At 69.7% G+C, this 22,313-nt stretch carries 21 protein-coding genes and 2 tRNA genes; 11 read left to right on the top strand and 12 right to left on the bottom strand.

Annotation, left to right across the window (positions count from 1 at the left end):
• Positions 1-37: 37 nt before the first annotated feature.
• Both dusB and mqo read left to right on the top strand, forming a co-directional pair.
• Positions 38-1,270, top strand: coding sequence for a tRNA dihydrouridine synthase DusB (gene dusB, locus NQ706_RS09745; RefSeq protein ID WP_404360827.1), 1,233 nt, complete (start codon positions 38-40; stop codon positions 1,268-1,270).
• 154 nt (positions 1,271-1,424) lie between these two features.
• The gene (gene mqo, locus NQ706_RS09740; protein WP_404360842.1) at positions 1,425-2,921 is read left to right on the top strand and encodes a malate dehydrogenase (quinone); all 1,497 of its coding nucleotides are present in this window, start codon (positions 1,425-1,427) and stop codon (positions 2,919-2,921) included.
• Positions 2,922-3,036: 115 nt separating this feature from the next.
• On the opposite strand, the gene NQ706_RS09735 is transcribed toward mqo, so the two are convergent.
• Positions 3,037-3,891 (bottom strand): sulfurtransferase, encoded by an 855-nt coding sequence (locus tag NQ706_RS09735; RefSeq protein ID WP_006944323.1) that lies wholly within the window; start codon positions 3,889-3,891, stop codon positions 3,037-3,039.
• An 80-nt stretch (positions 3,892-3,971) separates the two neighbouring features.
• Between NQ706_RS09735 and NQ706_RS09730 the strand changes: the two genes are divergently transcribed.
• The 5 genes from NQ706_RS09730 (at position 3,972) to NQ706_RS09710 (ending at position 8,146) form a co-directional block, all read left to right on the top strand.
• On the top strand, positions 3,972-4,250 hold the full coding sequence (locus NQ706_RS09730) for a DUF2277 domain-containing protein (RefSeq protein WP_038568652.1): 279 nt from the start codon (positions 3,972-3,974) through the stop codon (positions 4,248-4,250).
• Positions 4,250-4,663 (top strand): DUF3806 domain-containing protein, encoded by a 414-nt coding sequence (locus NQ706_RS09725; RefSeq protein WP_006944331.1) that lies wholly within the window; start codon positions 4,250-4,252, stop codon positions 4,661-4,663. The genes NQ706_RS09730 and NQ706_RS09725 overlap by 1 nt, the downstream gene beginning before the upstream one ends.
• Positions 4,621-5,886, top strand: coding sequence for a deoxyguanosinetriphosphate triphosphohydrolase (locus NQ706_RS09720; protein ID WP_369815077.1), 1,266 nt, complete (start codon positions 4,621-4,623; stop codon positions 5,884-5,886). Before NQ706_RS09725 ends, NQ706_RS09720 begins: the two co-directional genes overlap by 43 nt.
• A gap of 93 nt (positions 5,887-5,979) precedes the next feature.
• Positions 5,980-7,965 (top strand): DNA primase, encoded by a 1,986-nt coding sequence (dnaG, locus tag NQ706_RS09715; protein ID WP_038568650.1) that lies wholly within the window; start codon positions 5,980-5,982, stop codon positions 7,963-7,965.
• A gap of 108 nt (positions 7,966-8,073) precedes the next feature.
• A tRNA-Asn gene (locus tag NQ706_RS09710) sits at positions 8,074-8,146 on the top strand.
• 149 nt (positions 8,147-8,295) lie between these two features.
• Here NQ706_RS09710 and NQ706_RS09705 read toward each other — a convergent pair.
• From NQ706_RS09705 to NQ706_RS09685, 5 genes are all read right to left on the bottom strand, one after another.
• Complete coding sequence (locus NQ706_RS09705) at positions 8,296-9,210, bottom strand: amino acid ABC transporter permease (RefSeq protein ID WP_038568648.1); 915 nt, start codon at positions 9,208-9,210, stop codon at positions 8,296-8,298.
• Positions 9,207-9,887, bottom strand: coding sequence for an amino acid ABC transporter permease (locus NQ706_RS09700; protein ID WP_038568646.1), 681 nt, complete (start codon positions 9,885-9,887; stop codon positions 9,207-9,209). The genes NQ706_RS09705 and NQ706_RS09700 overlap by 4 nt, the downstream gene beginning before the upstream one ends.
• Before the next feature lie 65 nt (positions 9,888-9,952).
• Positions 9,953-10,774 carry a glutamate ABC transporter substrate-binding protein gene (locus tag NQ706_RS09695; RefSeq protein WP_404360823.1) on the bottom strand — a complete coding sequence of 274 codons (822 nt, stop codon included), beginning with the start codon at positions 10,772-10,774 and terminating at the stop codon, positions 9,953-9,955.
• A 34-nt stretch (positions 10,775-10,808) separates the two neighbouring features.
• A complete protein-coding gene (locus tag NQ706_RS09690; RefSeq protein WP_006944163.1) occupies positions 10,809-11,597 on the bottom strand; it encodes an amino acid ABC transporter ATP-binding protein in 789 nt (262 codons plus the stop codon).
• Between the two features lie 204 nt (positions 11,598-11,801).
• The gene (locus NQ706_RS09685) at positions 11,802-12,455 is read right to left on the bottom strand and encodes a hypothetical protein (protein ID WP_038568642.1); all 654 of its coding nucleotides are present in this window, start codon (positions 12,453-12,455) and stop codon (positions 11,802-11,804) included.
• A gap of 142 nt (positions 12,456-12,597) precedes the next feature.
• Here NQ706_RS09685 and NQ706_RS09680 point away from each other — a divergent pair, with 142 nt between their 5' ends.
• From NQ706_RS09680 to NQ706_RS09665, 4 genes are all read left to right on the top strand, one after another.
• Positions 12,598-13,518, top strand: a complete 921-nt coding sequence (locus tag NQ706_RS09680; protein WP_006944166.1) for a MerR family transcriptional regulator — start codon at positions 12,598-12,600, stop codon at positions 13,516-13,518.
• 64 nt (positions 13,519-13,582) lie between these two features.
• A tRNA-Ile gene (locus NQ706_RS09675) sits at positions 13,583-13,656 on the top strand.
• 119 nt (positions 13,657-13,775) lie between these two features.
• Positions 13,776-14,591, top strand: coding sequence for a potassium channel family protein (locus tag NQ706_RS09670; protein ID WP_051805963.1), 816 nt, complete (start codon positions 13,776-13,778; stop codon positions 14,589-14,591).
• Between the two features lie 218 nt (positions 14,592-14,809).
• Positions 14,810-15,319, top strand: a complete 510-nt coding sequence (locus NQ706_RS09665) for a DUF3145 domain-containing protein (RefSeq protein WP_006944212.1) — start codon at positions 14,810-14,812, stop codon at positions 15,317-15,319.
• 74 nt (positions 15,320-15,393) lie between these two features.
• Here the strand turns inward: NQ706_RS09665 and NQ706_RS09660 are convergent, their stop codons facing one another.
• The 6 genes from NQ706_RS09660 to NQ706_RS09635 form a co-directional block, all read right to left on the bottom strand.
• Positions 15,394-16,812, bottom strand: coding sequence for an acyl-CoA carboxylase subunit beta (locus tag NQ706_RS09660; protein WP_006944206.1), 1,419 nt, complete (start codon positions 16,810-16,812; stop codon positions 15,394-15,396).
• Positions 16,809-18,062, bottom strand: a complete 1,254-nt coding sequence (fabF, locus tag NQ706_RS09655) for a beta-ketoacyl-ACP synthase II (RefSeq protein WP_006944307.1) — start codon at positions 18,060-18,062, stop codon at positions 16,809-16,811. Before fabF ends, NQ706_RS09660 begins: the two co-directional genes overlap by 4 nt.
• 89 nt (positions 18,063-18,151) lie before the next feature.
• Positions 18,152-18,400, bottom strand: coding sequence for an acyl carrier protein (locus tag NQ706_RS09650; RefSeq protein ID WP_006944284.1), 249 nt, complete (start codon positions 18,398-18,400; stop codon positions 18,152-18,154).
• A 116-nt stretch (positions 18,401-18,516) separates the two neighbouring features.
• A complete protein-coding gene (locus NQ706_RS09645) occupies positions 18,517-19,500 on the bottom strand; it encodes a beta-ketoacyl-ACP synthase III (protein WP_038568640.1) in 984 nt (327 codons plus the stop codon).
• On the bottom strand, positions 19,497-20,663 hold the full coding sequence (locus tag NQ706_RS09640) for an acyltransferase domain-containing protein (protein ID WP_276525042.1): 1,167 nt from the start codon (positions 20,661-20,663) through the stop codon (positions 19,497-19,499). The genes NQ706_RS09645 and NQ706_RS09640 overlap by 4 nt, the downstream gene beginning before the upstream one ends.
• Positions 20,664-20,759: 96 nt before the next feature.
• A complete protein-coding gene (locus NQ706_RS09635; protein ID WP_081873678.1) occupies positions 20,760-22,058 on the bottom strand; it encodes a CdaR family transcriptional regulator in 1,299 nt (432 codons plus the stop codon).
• Positions 22,059-22,313: the final 255 nt, after the last annotated feature.

The raw sequence follows: 22,313 nt of genomic DNA, 5'->3' as shown, positions 1-22,313 counted from the left end.
TCGCCCGCCTTGCGCGCGAGTGGGACACTGGAAGGCGATGACTGTTCTCGAAGCCCCTCCCGCGCCGGGTGCGCTCGTGCGCGACCCGTCGGCGCTGCCGCCGCTGCAGATCGGACGGCACACCATCACCTCGCCCGTCGTACTCGCGCCGATGGCGGGCATCACCAACCGTGCGTTCCGGCGCCTGTGTCGTCAGTACGGCAATGACGGCTCCGTCGCCGCGGGTGCGAGCGGCGCGACGTCGCTCTACGTCAGCGAGATGATCACCTCGCGCGCCCTCGTCGAGCGCGTTCCGCTCACGATGAAGCTCATCGAGACCGACCCCGACGAGAACCCGCGCTCCATCCAGCTCTACTGCACCGACCCGCTCAACGCCGGCAAGGCGGCGCGCATCCTCGCCTCGGAGGGCCGTGCGGACCACATCGACCTCAACTTCGGCTGCCCGGTGCCCAAGGTGACGCGCAAGGGCGGCGGTTCCGCGCTGCCATGGAAGACCGAGCTGTTCCGCGGCATCGTCAGCGCCGTCGTGCGCGAGGCGAGCCCGTACGACATCCCCGTCACCGTCAAGATGCGCAAGGGCATCGACACCGATCACCTCACCTACCTCGAGGCGGCGCGCATCGCCGAGGGTGAGGGCGTCGCGGCCGTCGCGCTGCACGCCCGCACGGCCGCACAGGCGTACTCGGGCCACGCGGACTGGTCGGCGATCCGCACCCTCAAGGAGACCGTGACGAGCATCCCGGTGCTCGGAAACGGTGACATCTGGTCGGCCGAGGATGCCATGCGCATGGTCGCCGAGACAGGCTGCGACGGCGTCGTCGTCGGGCGCGGCTGCCTCGGACGGCCCTGGCTGTTCACCGACCTCGCCGCGGCCTTCGCCGGTTCCGACGCCCGCGTCGACCCGACGCTCGGTGAGGTCTGCGCGACGTTGCGCCGCCACGCGGAGTACCTCGTCGAGTTCCACGACGACGAGCTCAAGGGCTGCCGCGACATCCGCAAGCACATCGCCTGGTACTTCAAGGGCTTTCCGGTCGGCTCGCAGCTGCGTCATCAGCTCGCGCTCGTCGACTCCCTCGCCGCGCTCGACGACCTCGTCGCCGGGCTCGACCTCGACGCCCCGTGGCCCGGCGCTGCGGCGGACGGGCCGCGCGGTCGCGCGGGCAGCGAGCGACGCGTCGTCCTGCCCGACGGGTGGCTCGACACGCAGGAGCTCACCGCCGAACAGGCCGCCTGGGTGGCCGAGGCGGAGGCGGAGAACTCCGGAGGCTGACACGCCAGGCGTGTCACGGATCACAGCACCCCGGTAGTTCATCGCCCCGTTGCACGCTCGGCATCCAGGAGGACTACCGTGGAGAACAAAGCGTCGCGATGCGGCGCGCCAGCAACACGACACATCAGCGCGTAAGGGGCATGTGGTGAACAACGTGGAGGGCGCGAAGAGCGCATCCGATTCCGTCGACGTCCTGCTCGTCGGCGGCGGCATCGTCAGCGCGACGCTCGGTGCCATGATCCAGCGGGTGCACCCCGAGTGGTCGCTCACCGTCTTCGAACGTCTCGACGAGGTCGCCCTCGAGAGCTCGAACGGCTGGAACAACGCGGGCACCGGCCACGCCGCGCTGTGCGAGCTCAACTACACGCCCGAGGCGGCCGACGGCAGCGTCAACATCTCGAAGGCCATCGCGATCAACGGCCAGTTCCTCACGACGAAGACGTTCTGGGGTTCCCTCGTCACCGAGGGCGCGATGCGTGAGCCGTCGACGTTCATCAACAACACGCCGCACATGGCGTTCGTGCGCGGCGATGCGAACCAGAAGTTCCTGCGCGAGCGCTTCCGCCTCATGAGCGAGCACCCGTTCTTCCACGACATGGAGCACTCGGAGGACTACGGCCAGATCGAGCAGTGGTCGCCGCTGCTCATCGAGGGCCGCCCGGCCGGTGAGAAGATCGCCGCGACCTACGCCCCGAGCGGCACCGACGTCGACTTCGGCGCCGTCACCCGTCAGCTGTTCGAGGACTTCGTCGCCCGCGGCGGCGCACTCGAGCTCAAGCACGAGGTCACCGACATCGAGCGCAATGCCGACGGCTCGTGGAACGTCACCGTCAAGAACCTGCGGGACGGCGCGACGCGCGTCGTGCGCACCAAGGTGCTCATGCTCGGCGCGGGCGGTTACACGCTCAAGCTGCTGCGCAAGGCCGGGGTGCCCGAGGTGAAGGGCTACGGTTTGTTCCCCGTCTCCGGCACGTTCCTGTCGACCGAGAACCCGGCCGTCACCGCCAAGCACCAGACGAAGGTGTACGGCAAGGCCGCCGAGGGCGCGCCGCCCATGTCGATGCCGCACCTCGACGCACGCATCATCGACGGCCAGCGCACCGCGCTGTTCGGCCCGTTCGCCGGTCTCGTGCCGAAGTTCCTCAAGGAGGGCTCGGTTCTCGACCTCTTCCAGTCGCTGCGCACCGACAACGTGCTGCCGATCGCGACCGCCGGCCTCGAGAACCTCGGCCTGACGAAGGTGCTCGCGCAGGATCTGCTCGCGAACCAGGCCAAGCGCATCGAGGCGTTGCACGACTTCGCGCCGACGGCCGTCTCGGACGACTGGAGGCTGTTCACCGCCGGCCAGCGCGCGCAGATCATCAAGCCCAGCTCGGGCACGAAGGGCACGCTGCAGTTCGGCACCGAGGTGATCACCTCCGCGAACGGCACGATCGCGGGTGTGCTCGGCGCGTCGCCGGGTGCGTCGACCGCCGTCCCGATCGCGCTCGACATCCTGCGTTCGTCGTTCAAGGACGAGTGGGAGCGTTGGGAGAACGAGCTGCGCAGCGTCATCCCGATGCTCGGCACCGACGTTGCGAGCGACCCCCACCGCGCGCTCGAACTCGAGGCCGAGGCTGACACGAAGCTGGGTCTGCCCAAGCGCGGCTGACCCACGCTGACACGACGAACGGCCGGCCCCTGCACGAGCGGGGGCCGGCCGTTCGCGTCTGTCACGGGTGGGGCAGCGAAGGGTGCGAGATCGCCGAGGGGCGCGACGGCTCGGTTCAGTCGCGTTCGACGGGTCGTTCGGGGTCGCTGATCCAGTCCGACCACGACCCGATGTAGACCGCCGGGTCGTCGAACACGCCGCTCACCTCGAGCGCGAGCGCGAGATGCGCGGCCTGCACGCCGGAGCCGCAGTAGACCCCGACGCGTTCATGACGTGGGATGCCACGCGCGGTGAAGCGCGTGGCGAGGTCGTCGCTCGTGAGAAAGCAGCCGTCGGCGCCGATGTTGCTCAGCGCCGGGATGTTGACGGCGCCGGGGATGTGCCCGGCGACCGGGTCGATCGTCTCGTTCTGGCCGGCGAAGCGGTCGGCGGGGCGGGCGTCGACGAGCAGGTGACGCGCGGCGAGCTCCTCCGCGCCGTCGGCATCGACGAGAGTGAGGTGGCGGGGCGTCGCGATGAAGTCACCGCGTTGCGTTGGCGTCGGATCGCCCCCCTCGAGCGCCCCGCCGGCCTGCTTCCACGCGGCGAGACCGCCGTCGAGCACCTGCACGTCGAGCTTGCCGAAATAGCGCAGCAACCACCAGCAGCGGGCCGCGGCGAGGCCGTTCGCGGCGTCGTAGACAACGACGGGCACATCGTTGCGGACGCCGGCGGCGCGCATCGCGTCCTGGAACCGATCGAGCGACGGCATCGGATGACGCCCGCCCGCGCCGTCGTCGCTGACCGCGTCGCTGAGGGCGTCCTCGAACTCAACCCAGCAGGCGCCGGGCAGGTGTGCGTGCAGGTACGCCTCGTGCATCGAGGGCTGCCCGAGCGCCCACCGCACGTCGAGCAGGTGGAAGCGTTCGCCGGCTTCTAGGCGTGCGGCGAGTCGGTGAGCTGACACGAGCGGGTGCGGCAGGTGCGTCATGCTGTCAGCGTAGCGAGCCGGGGCCCGGCGTGGCGCCCGATGCGACGGCTGTTGTCGGCGTCGTGTGGCACGCTTTAGGCATGTGCCGCAACATCCGCCCGCTCAACAACTTCGCGCCCCCCGCGACTGACGAGGAGGTGCGTGCCGCAGCCCTGCAGTACGTGCGCAAGATCGGCGGCTCGGCCAAGCCGTCGAGCGCCAACGAAGCCGCCTACGAGCGCGCCGTCGACGTCATCGCGCAGGCCTCGCGCGAGCTGATCGACTCTCTCGTGACGAGCGCGCCGCCCAAGGACCGCGAGGTCGAGGCGAGCAAGGCGCGCGCCCGCGCGGCGAAGCGCTACGCGGCGGTGGCGAGCTGATGGCCGACATCATCGTCGAACCCGTCGGCGAGGCCGAGCAGACCGTTCTCGACGGCTGGCTCGATGACGCGGCGCGCTGGAACATAGACGTCACCGACGTCGCGACGATCGACGCGGCGTACGAGAGTTACGTCGACCGGGTCATCGCGCAGGACGAGACCGAGCGCGAGGATCCGACGCCGTTCGTCGCGATGATCGGCTTCGCGCTGGGGCAGTGGTTGACCCTGGAGACGGTGCTCGAGTGGCGGGTCATCACGGACGCCGAGGGCCGCGACATCGGGCTGTCGCTGCCGGACGAGTCGAGCATCATGTTCCCGAGCGACTTCGTCGCCGATGCCTGGAACGAGATGCAGCGCGACTGGCTCGCCGACTGGGCACGCGACCTACGCACGCAGCTCGAGGTGCTTCGCTGAGCACGTACGCGGCGCGCGATCGGGAGCGCTTCGTCGCGGAGGATCGCACCCGCAAGCGCAGTGATCGTGACGACTTCGCGCGCGATCGAGCGCGCATCGTGCACAGCGCCTCGCTGCGGAGGCTGTCGACGAAGACGCAGGTGTGGCAGGCCGGGACGGACGACTTCGTGCGCAACCGGTTGACGCACTCGCTCGAGGTCGCGCAGATCGGGCGCGAACTCGCGGACGCGCTCGGTTGCAACTCGGACGTCGTCGACGCCGCATGTCTCGCGCACGACATCGGCCACCCGCCGTTCGGGCACTTCGGCGAGAGCGTGCTCGACGCGCTCGCGGCCGACATCGGCGGGTTCGAGGGCAACGCGCAGACCTTCCGGCTGCTGACGCGCCTCGAGGCGAAGCGGCACACCTCGGGAGGGCGCTCCGTCGGGCTCAATCTCACGCGCGCGACGCTGGATGCGGCGACGAAGTACCCGTGGCGCCGTGGCGAGGGCCCGGCGGGCACCACGAAGTTCGGTGTCTACGAAGACGACGCGGACGTCTTCGCGTTCGTGCGCACCGAGGCGCCGGCACGCACGTGCCTCGAGGCGCAGGTCATGGACTGGGCCGACGACGTCGCCTACAGCGTCCATGACATCGAGGACGCCGTCGCGGCCGGTGCGCTGGAGTTGCGGGCGTTGCGCTCGCCGGCTGAGCGTGCCGGCGTCATCGCCGCGGCGCGCGCCCGGTACGCGCCCGATCTGAGTGATGACGCGCTCGCGGAGGCCTTCGACGCCCTGCTGCACGACGACCTGCCGGCATCGTTCGTCGGTTCGCGCCGCGATCTGGCGGCGTTGAAGGACATGACGAGCAAGCTCATCGGCCGTTTCGCAGCGGCACCCGAGGACGCCACGCGCGCCGCGTACGGCCACCAGCCGCTCGCGCGGTACGACGCTGTGCTCGTCGTGCCCGACGACGTGCGTGCACAGGTCGCGGTCCTCAAGGGAATGTCGGCGCACTTCGTCATGTTCACGCAGGCACGCGAGGCGCAGCACCGGGTGCAGCGCGAGGTCGTCGAGTCACTCGTCGCCCGTCTCGTCGCTGATCCCGAGCGCATGGACGTACCTTTTCTCGACGACGCGCGCGCCGCGGCCGACGATGCCGGCGTGCTCCGCGTCGTCATCGACCAGGTCGCGTCGTTGACGGACGGGCGAGCGCTCGCGGAGGCGGCGCACGCCCCGTCGTGACGATCGGATGGGGTTGTCGGTGGCCGCGCCTACACTGACGGTGCGTGCCGAGCCGGCCGTGGCCGGGCATCGCGTGAGGTGGGAAGGAGTGACGTGGCGGGGCTGATCAAGGCAGAGGACATCGCTGCCGTGAAGGATCGCGTCAACATCGAGGACGTCGTCTCCGAGCACGTGACGCTGCGGCGCGCGGGCGCCGGTTCGCTCAAGGGGTTGTGCCCGTTCCACGACGAGAAGACGCCGAGCTTCACCGTGCGTCCCGCCGTCGGTGTCTATCACTGTTTCGGGTGCGGTCAGTCGGGTGACGTCATCTCGTTCGTCATGGAGACCGAGCACCTGTCGTTCACCGAGTCCGTCGAGCGCCTCGCCGCGAAGGCCGGGATGGTGCTGCGTTACGAGGAGGGCGAGCGGCCCGACCGTGAGCCGCCGGGGCGGCGCATGCGGCTCGTCGAGGCGCACCGCGTGGCGGAGGAGTTCTACACCGAGGCGCTGCTTCGCGACCCGTCTGCCCGCGCCGGGCGGGATTTCCTGCGCGCCAAGGGTTTCGACGGCAAGGCCGCGCAGCACTTCGGCGTCGGCTTCGCGCCACGCACCGGCGACGCGCTGACGGCGCACCTGCGCGCCAAGGGTTTCAGCCCCGAGGAGATGACGACTGCCGGGCTCGTCGGTCAGTCGTCGCGGGGCCTCTACGACCGGTTCCGTGGCCGCGTCGTCTGGCCGATCCGCGACATCACGGGCGACACCGTCGGCTTCGGCGCGCGCCGCATCTTCGAAGACGACCGCATCGAGGCGAAGTACCTCAACACGAGCGAGACGCCGGTCTACAAGAAGACCCACGTCCTGTACGGGTTGGACCTCGCGAAGAAGACGATCGCGCGCGAGCGACGCGCTGTCGTCGTCGAGGGCTACACCGACGTCATGGCCGCGCACCTCGCGGGCGTCGACAATGCCGTCGCGACGTGTGGCACGGCGTTCGGCGTGGATCACATCAAGTCGTTGCGTCGCATCATGCGTGACGAGGCCGGGGGCACCCCCGCGCGCGTCATCTTCACGTTCGACGGTGACGCCGCCGGCCAGAAGGCGGCGATGAAGGCGTTCGACGAGGATCAGCGCTGGGCGAGCCAGTCGTTCGTCGCCGTCGCGAAGGACGGGATGGACCCGTGCGACCTGCGCCTGCGCCAGGGCGATGAGGCGGTGCGCGGTCTCATCGAAGACGCGGTGCCGATGTTCGAGTTCGCCGTGCGCACGACGATCGCGGGGTTCGACCTCGACCACGCGGAGGGGCGCGTCGCCGCCATGCGCGCGGTGGCCCCCATCATCGCCGGCATCCGTGACCAGACGCTGCGGCCCGAGTACGTGCGCACGGTCGCCGGGTGGATCGGAGTCGAGATCGAGCAGCTCAGCGCAGCCGTGCGCACCGCGCCGCGCGGCAAGCTGAGCGAGCGACGCCCGCCGCGGCGGGAGGAGTCGCCGGCCGCATCGCGGCAGGGTTCTCAGCAGCCATCGTCGGGCCCCGGCGGTGGGCAGCGCGAGGGCCAGAGCGTGTCGGAGGCCGCTGAGCCGCAGCGTCCGAGCATCCCGAAGCCGAACCCGCGTGATCCGTCGATCGCGGGGGAGCGGCAGCTGTTGCAGGTGATGCTGCAGTACCCGGAGTCGTTGAAGGGCACCGTGTTCGATCAGCTCGTACCGGGGGACTTCAGCGCGCCGGCGCACCAGCTCATCCTGGCGGCGGCGATCGGGGCCGGCGGACCGGGTTCCGTGGCGTCGATCGGGGCGTGGAACGAGGCCGTGCGGCGCGGCACCGACCCGCAGCTGCATGACGTGCTCAACGAGCTCGTCGTCCGTGACCTGCCGACGAAACTCGACGAGGCGACGGGCCGCCCGGATGAGCGTTATGTCGCGGCGCTCATCCAGAACGTGCAGGAGGGCGCGCTCAGCTCGGCGATCGCCGATGCCATGGGGCAGCTTCGCCGGCTCGACCCGAACGCGCCGGGTTACGCAGACGCCTCCCGTGCAGCGAGTGCGCGCCTGTTCCAGTTGCAGACGCAGCTCAACGCGCTGCGCGAGGCCGGTCTGAGATAGGTGCCCCGGGCGAGCGCAAGGCTGCGATTGTGAACGCGCGTCGAACCTTTGCTATAGTTACGGCGCGCCAAACGTTCGGGTGAGAGCCTGAACCGCTGGGTCGAGCATTCCCCTATAGCTCAATTGGCAGAGCATTCGACTGTTAATCGGAGGGTTCTTGGTTCGAGTCCAAGTGGGGGAGCATCACCGAGAACCGCCTCGTATCACCATGATACGGGGCGGTTCTCGCATGCTGTGGCGGCTCGTGCGCCGCTGAGCGCGTCCTGACGCAACACGACGCGGGGGCCTCTACCGATCATGGTCGAGGCCCCCGCGTCGTGTGCGCGAACGTCAGGTCGTGTGTTGCTCGCCGAAGTTGACGCCCGGGGCGCCGGTGACGGCGACCCCGGCGGTCACGCCCGCGCCCGGCCCGTCGCCGTGTTCGCCCGCGCCGGCTGCCTGCCCGCGGTTCTGCAGGCGCTTCTCGACGAGGACGGCGATCTTCGAGATCGTGTAGTTGAGCGCGATGTAGATGAGCGCCACGACGAAGATCATCGGCACGATGTTCGCCGACGAGACCGCGGCGTTCTTGGCCTTGTAGAGCATCTCGCCGTAGAGCACGTTGTACCCCAGCGCGGTGTCCTTGAGCACGACGACGAGCTGGCTGATGAGCGTCGGCATCATCGCGGTGATCGCCTGCGGCAGCAGGATCGAGCGCAGGGTCTGCGTCTGTGTCAGACCGACGGACAGACCCCCCTCACGCTGCCCGTTCGGCAGCTGGTCGACGCCGGAGCGGATGACCTCGGCGACGACCGCACCGTTGTAGATGACGAGGGCGACGACCGTCGCGATGAACGGGTTGTTGTCGTTGTCACCGCGGGTCGAGAGCCAGCCGTAGACGAACAGCATCATGAGCAACACGGGCACGGCGCGGCCCAGCTCGACGATGACGCCGGCGACCCACCGCAGGGGCCGCACATGCGACATGCGGGCCATCGCGAAGACGATGCCGAAGACGGCGGCGCCGATCATGGCGGTGCCGGCGGCCTTCAACGTGCCGAGCAGGCCCGGCAGGATGTAGTCCTGCCACGTCGAGGCCTCGAGGAACGGCTTCCACATGGCCGAGGTGAGCTGGCCCTTGTCGTCGAGACGGCGGTAGACGAGCCACAGCAGGCCGAGAAGGACGAGGGCGCCGAGCACCGTCAGGACGGCGTGTCGCCGGCGGGCCTTCGGGCCCGGGGCGTCGAAGAGAACTCCGCTACTCATCGCTTCACCGCCAGTTTCTTGCCGAGGTAGCCGACGAGCAGACCCGTCGGCAGGGTCAGTGCCACGAAGGCGAGGGCCGAGGCGGAGAACGCCTGGTTGAGCAGGCCCGGGTCGTCCTCGGTCACCTTCGCCAGCATCGCGGCCATCTCCATGACGCCGATGACGACGGCGACCGTGGTGTTCTTCGTCAGCGCGATGAGCGCGTTGCCGAGGGGGACGATCGCGCCGCGGAACGCCTGCGGCAGGATGACCTCACGCAGTGACTGGCTGAACGTGAGCCCGATCGAACGCGCGGCCTCGGCCTGCCCGAGCGGGATCGTGTTGACGCCGGAACGCAGCGCCTCGCAGACGTAGGCGGCGTGGTACACCGTCAGGCCGAGCACCGCCAGGCGGAAGTTGTTCGTCGTGAAGAAGTCGGGGCTCTTGCTGTCCGCGAGCTCGACGCCGAGCTTGGCCCACAGCACGAGGTTGCACGACAGGATGATGAGCGTCAGAGGAGTGTTGCGGAAGATGTTGATGTAGGACGTGCCGAGGAAGCGCAGCATCGGCACCGGCGACATGCGCAGGACGGCGACGAGCGTGCCGAGGACGAGGGAGCCCACGGCGGCCACGAGGGTCAGCTTGATCGTCATCCACAACGCGTCGAGCAGATGATAATCGCTGAAAAGCGTTGACATGCAAGGCCTTTCAATGGGTGACGGTGACGGGCGCGGCGGGTGCCGCGCCCGTCACCGCGCATGGATCAGGAGCAGGCTGCCGGCTTCGGCGGGTTGAGCTTCGTGTCGTAGCGGAAGTCGGCGCCGAGGTTCGACTCGACGGCCTTCTTCCACTCACCGGAGTCGACCATCTTCGTGATGGCCTTGTTGACCTTCTCGCAGGTGTCCTTGTCGCCCTTCTTAAGGCCGACGCCGTACTTCTCCTCGGTGAAGGCATCGCCGACGAGCTTGAACTTGCCCTTGTAGGCATCCTGGTTGGCGTAGCCGGCGAGGATCGTGTTGTCCGTCGTCATCGCGTCGATGGCGCCGGAGGCGAGCGCGTCCGCGCACTCGGAGTACTTGTCGTACTGCTGGGGGACGATGTTCGGCTGCTGCTTCTTCAGGTTGTCGACCGACGTCGAGCCGGTGACGGAGCAGACCTTCTTGCCCGCGAGGTCCTTGACGCTCTTGATGTCGGTGTCCGCCTTCGTCAGGACCGACTGGCCGGCGACGAAGTAGGGGCCGCCGAAGGAGACCTGCTGCTTGCGCTTGTCGGTGATCGAGTACGTGGCGAAGATCATCTTGACGGTGCCCGCCTCGAGCATCTTCTCACGCTGCTTGGAGGGCGACTCGACGAAGTCGATCTTGTCCTCGCCGTAGCCCATCTCCTTCGCGACGTACTTGGCGACGTCGACGTCGAGGCCCTTGTAGTCCGAGCCGGCCTTGAGTCCGAGGCCGGGCTGGTCGTACTTGATGCCGATCTTGATCTTGTCGCCCGAGCCGGACGAGCTCTTGTCGTCGCTGCCGCCACAGGCCGTCAGGCCGAGGGCGAGGGCGGCGACACCTGCGGTGGCGATGGCACGCTTCATGTCTGTTTCCTCCTGGGTTTGCTGACGGCCTGCGTCAGTGGGTGAGAATCTTGCCGAGGAAGTCCCGGGCACGATCGGTCGTCGGGTTGCTGAAGAACTGTTCGGGGGCCGCCTGCTCGAGGATGGCGCCGTCCGCCATGAAGATCACGCGGTCGGCGGCGCGGCGGGCGAAGCCCATCTCGTGGGTGACGCAGATCATCGTCATGCCGTCGGCGGCGAGCTGCGCCATGACGTCGAGGACCTCGTTGATCATCTCGGGGTCGAGCGCTGACGTCGGCTCGTCGAAGAGCATCACCTTCGGTTCCATCGCGAGGGAGCGGGCGATGGCGACGCGTTGCTGCTGGCCGCCGGAGAGCTGGGCCGGGAACTTCTTCGCCTGGTGGGCGACACCGACGCGTTCGAGCAGCTCCATCGCCTTCGCCTCCGCGTCGGCCTTGCTCTGCTTGCGGACCTTGATGGGGCCGAGGGTGACATTGTCGAGAATCGTCTTGTGGGCGAACAGGTTGAACGACTGGAACACCATGCCGACGTCGGCGCGCAGCTTCGCCAGCGCCGCGCCCTCCTCGGGCAGCGCCTTGCCGTCGATCGTGATCGTTCCGGACTCGATCGTCTCGAGCCGGTTGATCGTGCGGCACAGCGTCGACTTGCCGGATCCCGAGGGGCCGAGCACGACGACGACCTCACCGCGATTGACGCTCAGGTCGATGTCCTTGAGGACGTGCAGGTCGCCGAAGTGCTTGTTCACTCCGTCGAGCACGACGAGGGGTTCGCCTCGCTGGGCGGTGATGTCACTGTGCGCTGGGGCAGTGGTGGCTCCGGTCATGGCAGTGATCGTAGTCACGCCCACAGGCCGCTACGGCGCCGCCGCGCTCATTCGTGACCTAATTGCTACACATGAGCGTGGATAGGTTGTCGATATCTACTGACCCGTCAGATCCCGCAGCACCCGCGCTCGTCTCACGCTGTTGACGACTCACGACCCCGGCTCCACCTGGTGGCCGGGGTCGCAAGCGAATCTGTGGGTGTCTCAGGCGGCGAGGACGCGTTGTGACGCTGCCGCGCGCTGCGCCGACTGGATCAGGGCGCGCGACGAACCCGACGCGAGCGTACCGGTGAGCGACATCGTCAGCACCGGGGAACCGTCGACGCTCGTGAGCTGGAGGCCGACGCGCACACCGTCAGCGTCGAGGTGGGCGCGCAGCTGCCCGACCGTCTCGGTCGGGGTGCCGTCGATGACGAGCCGCCCCTGGACGTGCCTGCCGTCGGCGCCGGTGACGAACATGCCGAGGCGCTCGCCGTCGTGGACGATCTCGGCGATGTGCGCGACGGGGGTGTCGTCCTCGTCGAGGACCCAGTAGATACGGGGCGCGACGGCGTCGCGGGCCGGCTGCGCGAGCATGAGGACGCGACCGTCCGTGCGGCCACAGGCGGTGAGAACGTCACGCTTACGCGCGGCGAACTCATCCGCGGTGAACGCGCCGAGGTCGTACGAGCGGAAGCCATGCGCCCACCGGGAGAGGCGTACGGGCAGGTCGAGGTCGGCGAGCCACAGTTCAGCTGCCTGGGTAGAGCTGACAGGCAGCGGCGCCGTCCAGGTCTGGTGCAGCCGGAGGCGGGCCAGTGCGGGCAGGCTCAGGCCAAGGTCACTGAAAGATGTGTCGGTCTCGAGTGCCATGCTCATGGTCGGCCCCTTCTGGTCGGCAGCTGCGGCGGGCGCCGACGAATGGGAACTCGCTGTGTGCGGCGTTCCTTTGAACGTAAGGCGGGGTGACAGGCGACGACAAACCTTTGTCTAACGTTCTCAAGGTCGCTAATCTCTGCGTATGTCAACGCATGTCGAGGGGCTGCAGATCGGCGAACTTGCCGAACGCGTCGGGGTGTCGACTCACACCCTTCGCGCGTGGGAGCGCCGTTACGGCATCCTCAAACCGTCGCGCACGACGGGCGGCTACCGCGTCTACAGCGAACTCGACGTCCGTCGCGTCTCTGCGGTGCTGGGCCTACGCGAGCAAGGTGTGTCCATCGCGGAGGCCGCGCGCCGCGTCAACGCGAACGTCGTCGCCCAGATCCCGGCCGGCCGACGTATCGACGCCGCAGCCATCGTCTACGAGATGCACCGCGCTGTCGACCGGTTCGACGAGTTCGCCCTGAGTGCCGCGCTGGATCGGCTGCTGTCATCGCATCGGCTCGAGGAAGCCTTGCGTGACGGCCTCATGCCGTTCCTCGTGCAGTTGGGCGGGCGTTGGGAACGGGGTGAGGTGTCCGTCGCGCACGAGCACTTCGCGACGCAACTCATCCGCCGTCGCCTCGACAGCTACAGCCTCATGTGGGCCGACGGTGACGGGCCCCTCGTCGTCCTCGCCTGCCCGCCGGGGGAGCAGCACGACATTCCACTGCTCGTGCTCGGGGTGCTTCTCGCGCGCTCGGGGTGGCGCATTCGCTACATCGGCCAGGAGACGCCTGTCGCTGATCTTGCGCAGGCGTGCTCCATCCTGCAGCCCGATCTCGTCGTCATGGCTGCGACGCGTGACACGACGTTCCGTCGCTCGCTCGACGAGCTGCGTGACCTCGCGCGCTCCTACCGCCTCCTCATCGGCGGGCGCGGCGCCACCGACACCATCTGCGCCGACCTCGGCGTCGAGGCGATGTCGCAGGACGTCGTCGCCGCAGCTTCCGCACTCATCGACGAATCGGGGCGCACCGGACGATCCGACTCGGACGCCGCCGCACAGTTGGTCGGCTGACGCCACGTGGGTAACCCCACGTCACGGGGGTTAAACTCTCTTGCGGCCCGCGACGAGCGGGCGAGGGGCGGTAGCTCAGCTGGTCAGAGCAGGGGACTCATAATCCCTGGGTCGCGGGTTCAAGCCCCGCCCGCCCTACTCGGACGTCGTCACGCCGTCACGCCGAGGACGTCGTCATCTCGAGGCGAGCCGCCTTCTCGCAGGGCGTATGTCGGCGGCCGTCGGTGCGCGAGGGCGCGCCTCGCTACGATGGGCGCATGAGCAACGCGCCGTGGGTGAGCACCGGCCCGGCATCATCCGGTGAAGGCGCGCGGGAGAAGTGGCAGGAGACGACGCGCGTCCCTCTCGGCATCCTGGCGCTCGTCTTCATCGCCTCGTATGCCGCACCCATTCTCCGGCCGAGCCTGCCGACCGATGTCATCCTGACGTTCCATGCACTCAACGTCATCACCTACCTCGCGTTCGTCGGTGACTACTTCGCGCGCCTCCACCTCTCCCGCGACCGTCGCGGCTTCCTGCGCCACTCCGGGCTTGACGTGCTCGTCCTCGTCCTGCCCGCGCTGCAACCGCTGCGCACGATGCAGCTCATCGCCCTGCTGCGGCTGCTCGACAAGCGCCTCGGACGCACCCTGCGCGGCCGCATCGTCGCCTACCTCGGGTTCGCGACGCTGACGGTGCTGTTGCTCGGCGCACTCGCCGTCCTCGACGCCGAACGCAAGGCGCCGGGCGCCAACATCCACACCTTCGGCGACGCCCTGTGGTGGGCGACGACGACGATCACGACGGTCGGCTACGGCGAGCACCACCCCGTGACACCGAGCGGACGTGTCGTCGCCGCCTGCCTCATGTTCAGCGGCATCGCGCTGTTCAGTGTCGTCACGGGTTCGGTGGCGTCATGGATCCTCGATCGCGTCCGCGAGGAGGACGGCGAGGTCGCCGCCGACGACCGCATGCGCGACGAGGTCGAAGCACTCACCCATGAGATCCGAGCCCTGCGCGCCGACGTCGCGGAACTACGGGGCCGGACGGCGTCGCACCGGGCCGCAGCGCCCGAGAGCGACGACATCCTCTGAGCGGGCACTGCGAGACAGCTCGCCAGGACACGCGGGCGTGTCGCTCCCACGGGGTGAGCACCGCATGCGCCAGAGTGACAGGTTGATTCTTCGCCACGCCGCACGGGTGCTGGCCTGCAGCGTCGCCATCGTGCAGAATGGCGGCACACATCATCGGATTCCTGGGTGTGGCTGAGGTCGTTGGGGAAGACGTCCCTCGCGAACACCAGGAGGTTCGGATGTCGATGACTCGCGTCATGACGCGCGGGGTGGTTTTCGTGCACTCCACCCCCGCTGCGCTGTGCCCTCACATCGAGTGGGCGCTCGAGAGCGTCCTCGGCGCCGACGTCAACCTCGAGTGGACGCAGCAGCCCGTCGCGCCGGGCCTCGTGCGCAGCGAGTTCAGCTGGAGCGGCGAACCAGGCAGCGGCGCAAAGCTCGCGAGCGCGCTGCGCGGCTGGGATCACGTGCGCTACGAAGTCACCGAAGAACCCTCACCCGGCAACGACGGCTCACGCTGGTCGCACACCCCGAACCTCGGCATCCACCACACGTGGACGTCGGCGAGCGGCGACGCCGTCGTCAGCGAGGACCGCCTGCGCAGCGCCCTCGTCGCGAGCCAGGGCGACCCTGAGGAGTTCCGGGCCGAGATGGCCGAGCTGCTCGGCACCGCCTGGGACCAGGAGCTCGAGCCCTTCCGCTACGCCGGCGACGGCGCTCCCGTGCGCTGGCTGCACCGCGTCGGCTGACGCACCACACACGTCGAAGGCCGCTTGCTCTCTGGGGGAGCAAGCGGCCTTCGTCATGCCGGGTGGGCGTCAGATCACAGTGGGATGTTGCCGTGCTGCCCGCGACGCGCGGGTGCGGCGGCCAGTGCCGAAGCGAGCGCTCCGCGCGTCTCGGCCGGCTCGACGACCTCGTCGACGACACCGATCTCCTGGGCGCGTTCCAGTCCACCCGCGAGCACGGCATGCTCGGCGGCTAGTTCCTCCTCGACCCGGGGACGCGCGGCCTCGTCGACCTCCGCGAGCCGGCGACGGTGCAGGATGCGCACGGCAGCGACGTGACCCATGACGGCGACCTCCGCGCTCGGCCACGCGAACACGCGCGTCGCGCCGAGGGAGCGGCTGTTCATCGCGATGTACGCGCCGCCGTACGTCTTGCGCGTCACGAGCGTCACGCGCGGCACGACCGCCTCGGCGAACGCGTGCAGCAGCTTCGCGCCGCGGCGCACCACGCCGTCCCACTCCTGACCGACGCCAGGCAGGTAGCCGGGGACGTCGACGAGCACGACGAGGGGGATGCCGAACGCGTCGCACATGCGCACGAAACGGGACGTCTTCTCCGCGGCGGGGGAGTCGAGGCACCCGCCGAGACGCATCGGGTTGTTCGCGATGACGCCGACGGTGCGCCCGCCGAGGCGCCCGAGCGAGGTGACGATGTTGGGCGCCCACTTCGCGTGCAGCTCGACCTGCTCACCCGCATCGTCGAACAGGTCGTCGACGAGGGGGTGCACGTCGTAGGCGCGCTTCGGGTTCTCGGGGAACGTGGCGCCGAGGTCGCGCTCTTCGAGCGATCCGAGGTCGAACTCGCCCTGATTCGCCATGAGCGAGGCGAGCAGACGGCCTCGCTCGAAGGCCTCATCCTCTGTGGCCGTGACGACGTGGACCACGCCCGAGCGTCGACCGTGCGGTTCGGGCCCGCCGAGGCGTGCGGCGTCGACGTTCTCGCCCGTCACCGAGCGCACGACGTCGGGGCCCGTCACGAAGATGCGGCCCTGATCGGCCATGATGACCACGTCCGTCAGCGCCGGCCCGTAGGCGGCACCACCGGCGGCGGCGCCGATGACCACGGAGATCTGCGGGATCTTGCCCGACGCCCGCGTCATGATGGCGAACACCTCGCCGACGGCATGCAGGCTGACGACGCCCTCGGCCAGTCGCGCACCGCCGGAGTGCCACAGCCCGATGACGGGCAGGTTCTCGGCGAGGGCGATCTCGTAGGCCTCGACGATCGCCTTGCACCCCTCGACACCCATCGCGCCGCCCTGCACCCGCGCGTCGGAGCAGAACACGACGACGGGCGTGCCGTCGGCGGTGCCGCGAGCGGAGACGAAGCCGGAGCGCTCGACCTCGGCGATGACGTCGACGCTGCCGGCGTCGAGGAAGTTCTCGAGGCGGCGATACGGGTCGCGCGGGTCGACGTCGGCCTCGGCCGGCGCGGTGGCGGTGAGGGCGTTCATGAGGCGCTCCGAATCGTGAGGGCGACGTTGTGGCCGCCGAAGCCGAACGAGTTGTTGAGGGCCGCGATGTCGCCCTCGGGCAGCGTGCGGGCCTCGCTGCGCACGACGTCGAGGTCGATGGCGGGGTCGAGGTCGTCGATGTTGATGGCCGCCGGAACGAGGCGGTGGTGCACCGACAGCACCGTGATGACGGCCTCCAGCGCGCCCGCAGCGCCGAGCAGGTGACCCGTCATCGACTTCGTCGCGGCCACCGCCATGTGGTCGGCGTCGGCGCCGAACGCGGCGCGGATCGCGTTCGCCTCGGCGACGTCACCGACGGGCGTCGAGGTTGCGTGGGCGTTGATGTGGCAGATGTCGGCGGGCGTCAGACCGGCGGCATCGACGGCCTGACGCATCGCCCGCTTGGCACCGGCACCCTCGGGTTCGGGCGCGGTGATGTGGTGGGCGTCGGCGGACATGCCGATGCTCGCGAGCTCGGCGTAGATCCGCGTGCCGCGCGCCTTCGCGTGCTCCTCGGACTCGAGCACGACGACCGCAGCACCCTCGCCCATGACGAAGCCGTCACGGCCAGTGTCGTACGGGCGGGAGGCGGCCTGCGGGTCGTCGTTGCGCGTCGAGAGGGCCTTCATCGCCGCGAACCCGGCGAACGGCAGCGGGTGCATCGGCGCCTCGGTGCCGCCGGCGATGACGACGTCGGCGCGGCCCGAGCGGATGATGTCGATCGCGAGACCCATCGCCTCGGCGCCGGAGGCGCACGCGGAGACGGTCGTGTGGGCGCCTGCGCGCGCACCGAACTCGAGCGACAGGTTGCCCGCAGAGGTGTTGGGCATGAGCATCGGCACCGTCAGCGGGTACACGCGACGCGGGCCCTTCTCGCGCATGACATCCCACTGGTCGAGCAGCGTCGTCACCCCGCCGATGCCGGTGCCGAACGCGACTGCGAGTCGCTCCGGCTCCACCTCGGGGCTGCCCGCGTCTGCCCACGCCTCGCGCCCTGCGATGAGCGCGTACTGGGCGCTGCGGTCCATGCGGCGCGTCTCGACCTTCGTCAGCACCTCGGCCGGGTCCTGGGCGATGGACGCGGCGAACGTCACGGGCAGCTCGAACTGCTCCAGCCATTCGGCGGGCAGCGCGCGAGCACCGGAACGACCGGCGAGCAGGGCGTCCCACGTCTCGGGTGCGGTGCCGCCGAGCGGGGTCGTCGCACCGATGCCGGTGACGACGATGCGGGCGTCGCGGTTCGGGGTCATGCTGGCTCCTTGGTGGGGCACGAAAGAATGGGGTGCGACGCGCCGCCCGCGCGGGCGAGGTGCCGGGGCGGCGCGTCGACGGGGGCCGTTCAGGCCTGGGCGTTCTTGATGTAGCTGACGGCGTCGCCGACGGTGACGAGGTTCTTGACCTCTTCGTCGGGGATGCGGACGCCGAACTTCTCCTCGGCGTTGACGACGATCGTCATCATCGACAGCGAGTCGATGTCGAGGTCGTCGGTGAACGACTTGTCGCTCTGCACGGAGGCGGCGTCGATGCCGGTCTCCTCGTTGACGATCTCGGCGAGGCCGGCGAGGATCTCCTGCTCGGAAGCAGCCATGGTGTTTCTCCTTGTCGTGACGTCGACCGTTCGTCGATCGACTCCGTCTGCGGTTCTTTCCTTGCCCCGGATGGCCCGCCGAGGCGCGGGAGCTGAATGCTGAGTCGCGGTGCGGCTCAGGGGATCTCGACGACCTGCGCCGCGTAGGCGAGGCCCGCGCCGAAACCGATCTGCAGCGCGAGATCGCCGCTCTTGGCCTGCCCCTCGCGCACGAGTCGTTCGGCGGCCAGCGGCACCGACGCGGCGGACGTGTTGGCCGTGTCGACGATGTCGCGCGCGATGACGACGCGTTCGGGCAGCTTCATCTGCTTGGCCATGGCGTCGATGATGCGGACGTTCGCCTGATGCGGAATGAACACGTCGATGTCGTCGACGCTCAGGCCCGCGGCGTCGATGGCGCGCAGCGCGACGGGAGCCATGCTCCACACCGCCCAGCGGAAGACGCTCTGACCTTGCATCGTGATGGTCGGGCCGGGCGAGCCGTCCTCGAGCACGTTGGGGCGGATTGCCTCCCACGCCGCGCCGTCACTGCCCCAGATCGTCGGGCCGATGCCGACGTGGTCGCTCGCGCCGACGATCGCCGCGCCCGCGCCGTCACCGAAGATGAAGGCGGTGCCGCGGTCGCTCGGATCGAGCACGGACGTCAGGCGCTCGGCGCCGAGGACGAGGACAGTGCTCGCGCTACCGGCCCGCACGAGCTCGGAGGCGACACCGATGCCGTGACAGTACCCGGCGCAGGCGGCGGACAGGTCGAACGCGACGGGGGAGTCCAGCCCCAGTCGATCCGCGAGCATCGGCGCGGCGGCGGGCGTGAACATGTCGTGCGTGACCGAGCCGAGGATGACGCCGTCGATCGTCGCCGGGTCGACACCGGAGCGTGCGATCGCGTCGCGCGCCGCCGACTCGGCCATGTCGAGCATCGTCTCGTCGTCGCGCGCGAAATGACGCGTGCGGACACCGGAGCGCTCCTGGATCCACTCGTCGGAGGAGTCGATGGCCTCGACGATCTCGCTGTTCGGCACGAGCCGCTGCGGGCGGTAACCGCCGAAACCGAGGATGCGGGTGTACTGCGCGCCGGTGCGCTGCGCGAGGGCCTTCACTGCGCCTCCTTCGGGTGAAGACGCACGAGGGGCTGGCCGGGAGAGACAGGGTCGCCCTCACTGACCAGCCACTCGATGATGCGCCCGCCGTGCGGCGCGACGACGTTGTACGCGTCGCGCGCCGTGACGACCTGTCCGATCGTCTCGCCGGGGGTGATGGTGTCGCCCTCGTCGAGGGGCGCGCGCTCGATCGTCCCCTTGGCCGGCGCGATGACGAGTCGCCACGCGGGTTCGAGATCGGTGTCGACCTGGCCGTGCTCGCGCACCATGCGGTGCGCCGCGTCGAGGTCGTCGGGGGTCTTGAGCGCCAGGGTCTCGACACCAGGCAGGGCACGCTTGGCGAGGCCCGTCAGGGTGCCGGCCGGCGGCACCTCGATGAGGCCCGTCACGCCCATCGCCTTGAACGTCTCCATCGTCAGATCCCAGCGCACCGGGTTGCTCACCTGGCTGACGAGGCGGCGCAGCACCCGCGTGCCGTCGTGGACGACGAGCCCGTCCTTGTTCGACACGAGGGGGATGCGAGGGTCGTGCGTCGAGATGGCCCGCGCGAAGACACTGAGCCGCTCCACGGCCGGCGTCATGTGCTCGGTGTGGAAGGCACCCGCGACCTGGAGCGGGATCACGCGTGCCTTCGCCGGCGGCTCGGCCTTGAGCCGCTCGATCTGCTCGAGGGTGCCGGCCGCGACGATCTGACCGGAACCGTTCATGTTGGCCGGCGTGAGGCCGAGGGCTTCGAGGTGGCTGACGACGTCCTTCGCCTCGCCGCCGACGACGGCGGCCATGCCGGTCGGCGTGACGGCCGAGGCCTGCGCCATGCCCGCACCGCGCTCGCGGACGAAGACCATGGCCTGCTCGGCGCTCAGGACGCCGGCCGAGGCCGCGGCAGTGATCTCACCGACGCTGTGGCCGGCGCCGACACCGACGGAACGGAATCCCTCGACGGGGTGGGCGAACAGCGCGAGCATCGAGACGAGGCCGCTCCCGACGATGAGGGGCTGTGCGACGGCGGTGTCCTTGATGGTCTCCGCGTCACCCTCGGTGCCGAGGTGGACGAGATCCATCCCGGCGCAGGCCGACAGCCACGCCATGCGGGAGTGAAACTCTGGCAGCTCGAGCCAAGGGCGGAGGAAACCGGGGGTCTGAGAGCCCTGTCCGGGGCACACGATCGCTAGCACCCCTCAACCTTGCCCTGGAGGTGGTGGGCGAGGCGACGAGCGGGCCGACGAACTTCGCCGGTGTGATTTGTAGGAAACCTCCAATCACACCTGGCTGGGTTGCTCCCGTGCGGCGCGGGAGGCGTCCGGCCGGGTGCGCGGGCGGGACCGGGCTGCGTCGAGGTCGGCGTACATGAGGCCCAGTCGGATGGCGAAGGCGTCCTCGGGGCAGGTGAGGTCGTAACCGGTGAGGTCGTGGGTGCGCCCCAGGCGGTAGCGCACGGTGTTCGCATGGACGAACAACTCGCGCGCCGTGGCCTCCAGCGAGCCGAGACGGATGTAGGCGCGCGCCGTCTCGCGCATGACGGAATCGGGCTGGAGCGCGGCCGTCACCCGTGCGGCGAGCGCGCGGCGTGCCTTGTCGTCACCGGAGACGGCGCGTGCGGCGAGCAGGTCGTCGCTGTGCACCGGGCGGGGGCAGGAGGTGGCCGCCGGCGCGGCGTCGTAGCCGCGCAGCGCGTCCCGTGCTGAGCGGCCCGCCGCATAGAGGTGCGGCACGCGGGGCCCGCACACGAGGGGGCCGTCGCCGAAGTGGTCGGCGAGCAGTCGCGCCGCGGCGAGCGGGTCGGCGTGCGGGGCGGCCTGAGACGACGTGCTTGCTGCATTGCCTGACGATGTGCCGCTGCGTGGCGTCGCGAGGGTGGCCGCGTCGAGCCCGCCAACGACGGCGATCATCCGCCGTCCTTCGACGGAGACGAGGATCTCGAGCCCGGCATGACGCGCGGCGCGTCGTAGTGGGTCGACGACGCTCGTCTGGCTGCCGAGGGGGCTCCCGCCGACGACGACGGTGACGCCGCGCACCTCGGCCCAGCCGAGGGCATTGACGCGGGAGCCGAGCGTCTCGTCGGGTTCGCCGCGCACGACGGCGTCGACGACGAGCGACTCGAGGCGTGCATCCCACGCGCCGCGCGATTCTGCGGCGCGCGCGTAGACGTGGGCGGCGCCGAACGCGACCTCACGGGAGTAGCGCAGGACGGCTTCGCGCACGGCCGCGCGTTCGTCGGCCCGCGCGAGGGCGGGTGCTTCGTCCTCGACGATCTCGATGACGGTGCGCAGCAGGTCGAGGGTCTGTTCGAGGCTGATGCTGCGCGTCAGTTCGCGTGGTGCGTCGGCGAACACGTCGATGGCGCCGGCGCCTTCGACGTGCGGGTTCTCGAGCCACGACAGGAACGACGTGATGCCGCCGTGCGCGATGACGCCGATCCAGCTGCGATCCTCGGCGCTGAGCGCGGCGAACCAGGCGTGGTCGGCTTCGACGCGCGCCGCCGCCGACGTCGACATCGCCCCGACGCCGCGCCGCATCGCCGTCAGAGATTCACGCGAGGGCACCCTGGGTTCCGCCATGCCCGTCACCGTAACCGAGCCTTGTGGGAACCCACGAGTAGCAACGACACCGGCCGGCCGACCGACCCCGGAAAGCACGAAGCCGTGCGCACTCACGGACGGTGAGTGCGCACGGCTTCCGTGCGTGCAGGGGACGTGGACGCGCCCCCGTGGCGCTGTGGCACCTCGGGCCGGGGAGCTTGCGACTCCGGACCGATGGAAGACGCCGCGAGGGAATCGTCAGGCTTCTCCGCGCACCTTTTGGCGCAGAAGCCC

Source organism: Dermacoccus sp. BD5 (genome assembly GCF_044878485.1).
Lineage (GTDB): Bacteria > Actinomycetota > Actinomycetes > Actinomycetales > Dermatophilaceae > Dermacoccus > Dermacoccus nishinomiyaensis.
The sequence above is the reverse complement of the archived record's forward strand: the minus strand, read 5'-3'. Positions and strand labels throughout refer to the sequence as shown.

Excerpts from the sequence above, each read along its gene's own strand:
- NQ706_RS09665 (WP_006944212.1), top strand. The coding sequence starts at position 14,810 with ATGTCGATGACTCGCGTCATGACGCGCGGGGTGGTTTTCGTGCACTCC.
- NQ706_RS09735 (WP_006944323.1), bottom strand. The coding sequence starts at position 3,891 with ATGACGCACCTGCCGCACCCGCTCGTGTCAGCTCACCGACTCGCCGCA.
- NQ706_RS09660 (WP_006944206.1), bottom strand. The coding sequence starts at position 16,812 with ATGAACGCCCTCACCGCCACCGCGCCGGCCGAGGCCGACGTCGACCCG.
- NQ706_RS09670 (WP_051805963.1), top strand. The coding sequence starts at position 13,776 with ATGAGCAACGCGCCGTGGGTGAGCACCGGCCCGGCATCATCCGGTGAA.
- NQ706_RS09650 (WP_006944284.1), bottom strand. The coding sequence starts at position 18,400 with ATGGCTGCTTCCGAGCAGGAGATCCTCGCCGGCCTCGCCGAGATCGTC.
- NQ706_RS09680 (WP_006944166.1), top strand. The coding sequence starts at position 12,598 with ATGTCAACGCATGTCGAGGGGCTGCAGATCGGCGAACTTGCCGAACGC.
- NQ706_RS09695 (WP_404360823.1), bottom strand. The coding sequence starts at position 10,774 with ATGAAGCGTGCCATCGCCACCGCAGGTGTCGCCGCCCTCGCCCTCGGC.
- fabF (WP_006944307.1), bottom strand. The coding sequence starts at position 18,062 with ATGACCCCGAACCGCGACGCCCGCATCGTCGTCACCGGCATCGGTGCG.
- dusB (WP_404360827.1), top strand. The coding sequence starts at position 38 with ATGACTGTTCTCGAAGCCCCTCCCGCGCCGGGTGCGCTCGTGCGCGAC.
- NQ706_RS09690 (WP_006944163.1), bottom strand. The coding sequence starts at position 11,597 with ATGACCGGAGCCACCACTGCCCCAGCGCACAGTGACATCACCGCCCAG.
- NQ706_RS09635 (WP_081873678.1), bottom strand. The coding sequence starts at position 22,058 with ATGGCGGAACCCAGGGTGCCCTCGCGTGAATCTCTGACGGCGATGCGG.
- NQ706_RS09725 (WP_006944331.1), top strand. The coding sequence starts at position 4,250 with ATGGCCGACATCATCGTCGAACCCGTCGGCGAGGCCGAGCAGACCGTT.
- NQ706_RS09705 (WP_038568648.1), bottom strand. The coding sequence starts at position 9,210 with ATGAGTAGCGGAGTTCTCTTCGACGCCCCGGGCCCGAAGGCCCGCCGG.
- NQ706_RS09700 (WP_038568646.1), bottom strand. The coding sequence starts at position 9,887 with ATGTCAACGCTTTTCAGCGATTATCATCTGCTCGACGCGTTGTGGATG.
- NQ706_RS09685 (WP_038568642.1), bottom strand. The coding sequence starts at position 12,455 with ATGAGCATGGCACTCGAGACCGACACATCTTTCAGTGACCTTGGCCTG.
- NQ706_RS09730 (WP_038568652.1), top strand. The coding sequence starts at position 3,972 with ATGTGCCGCAACATCCGCCCGCTCAACAACTTCGCGCCCCCCGCGACT.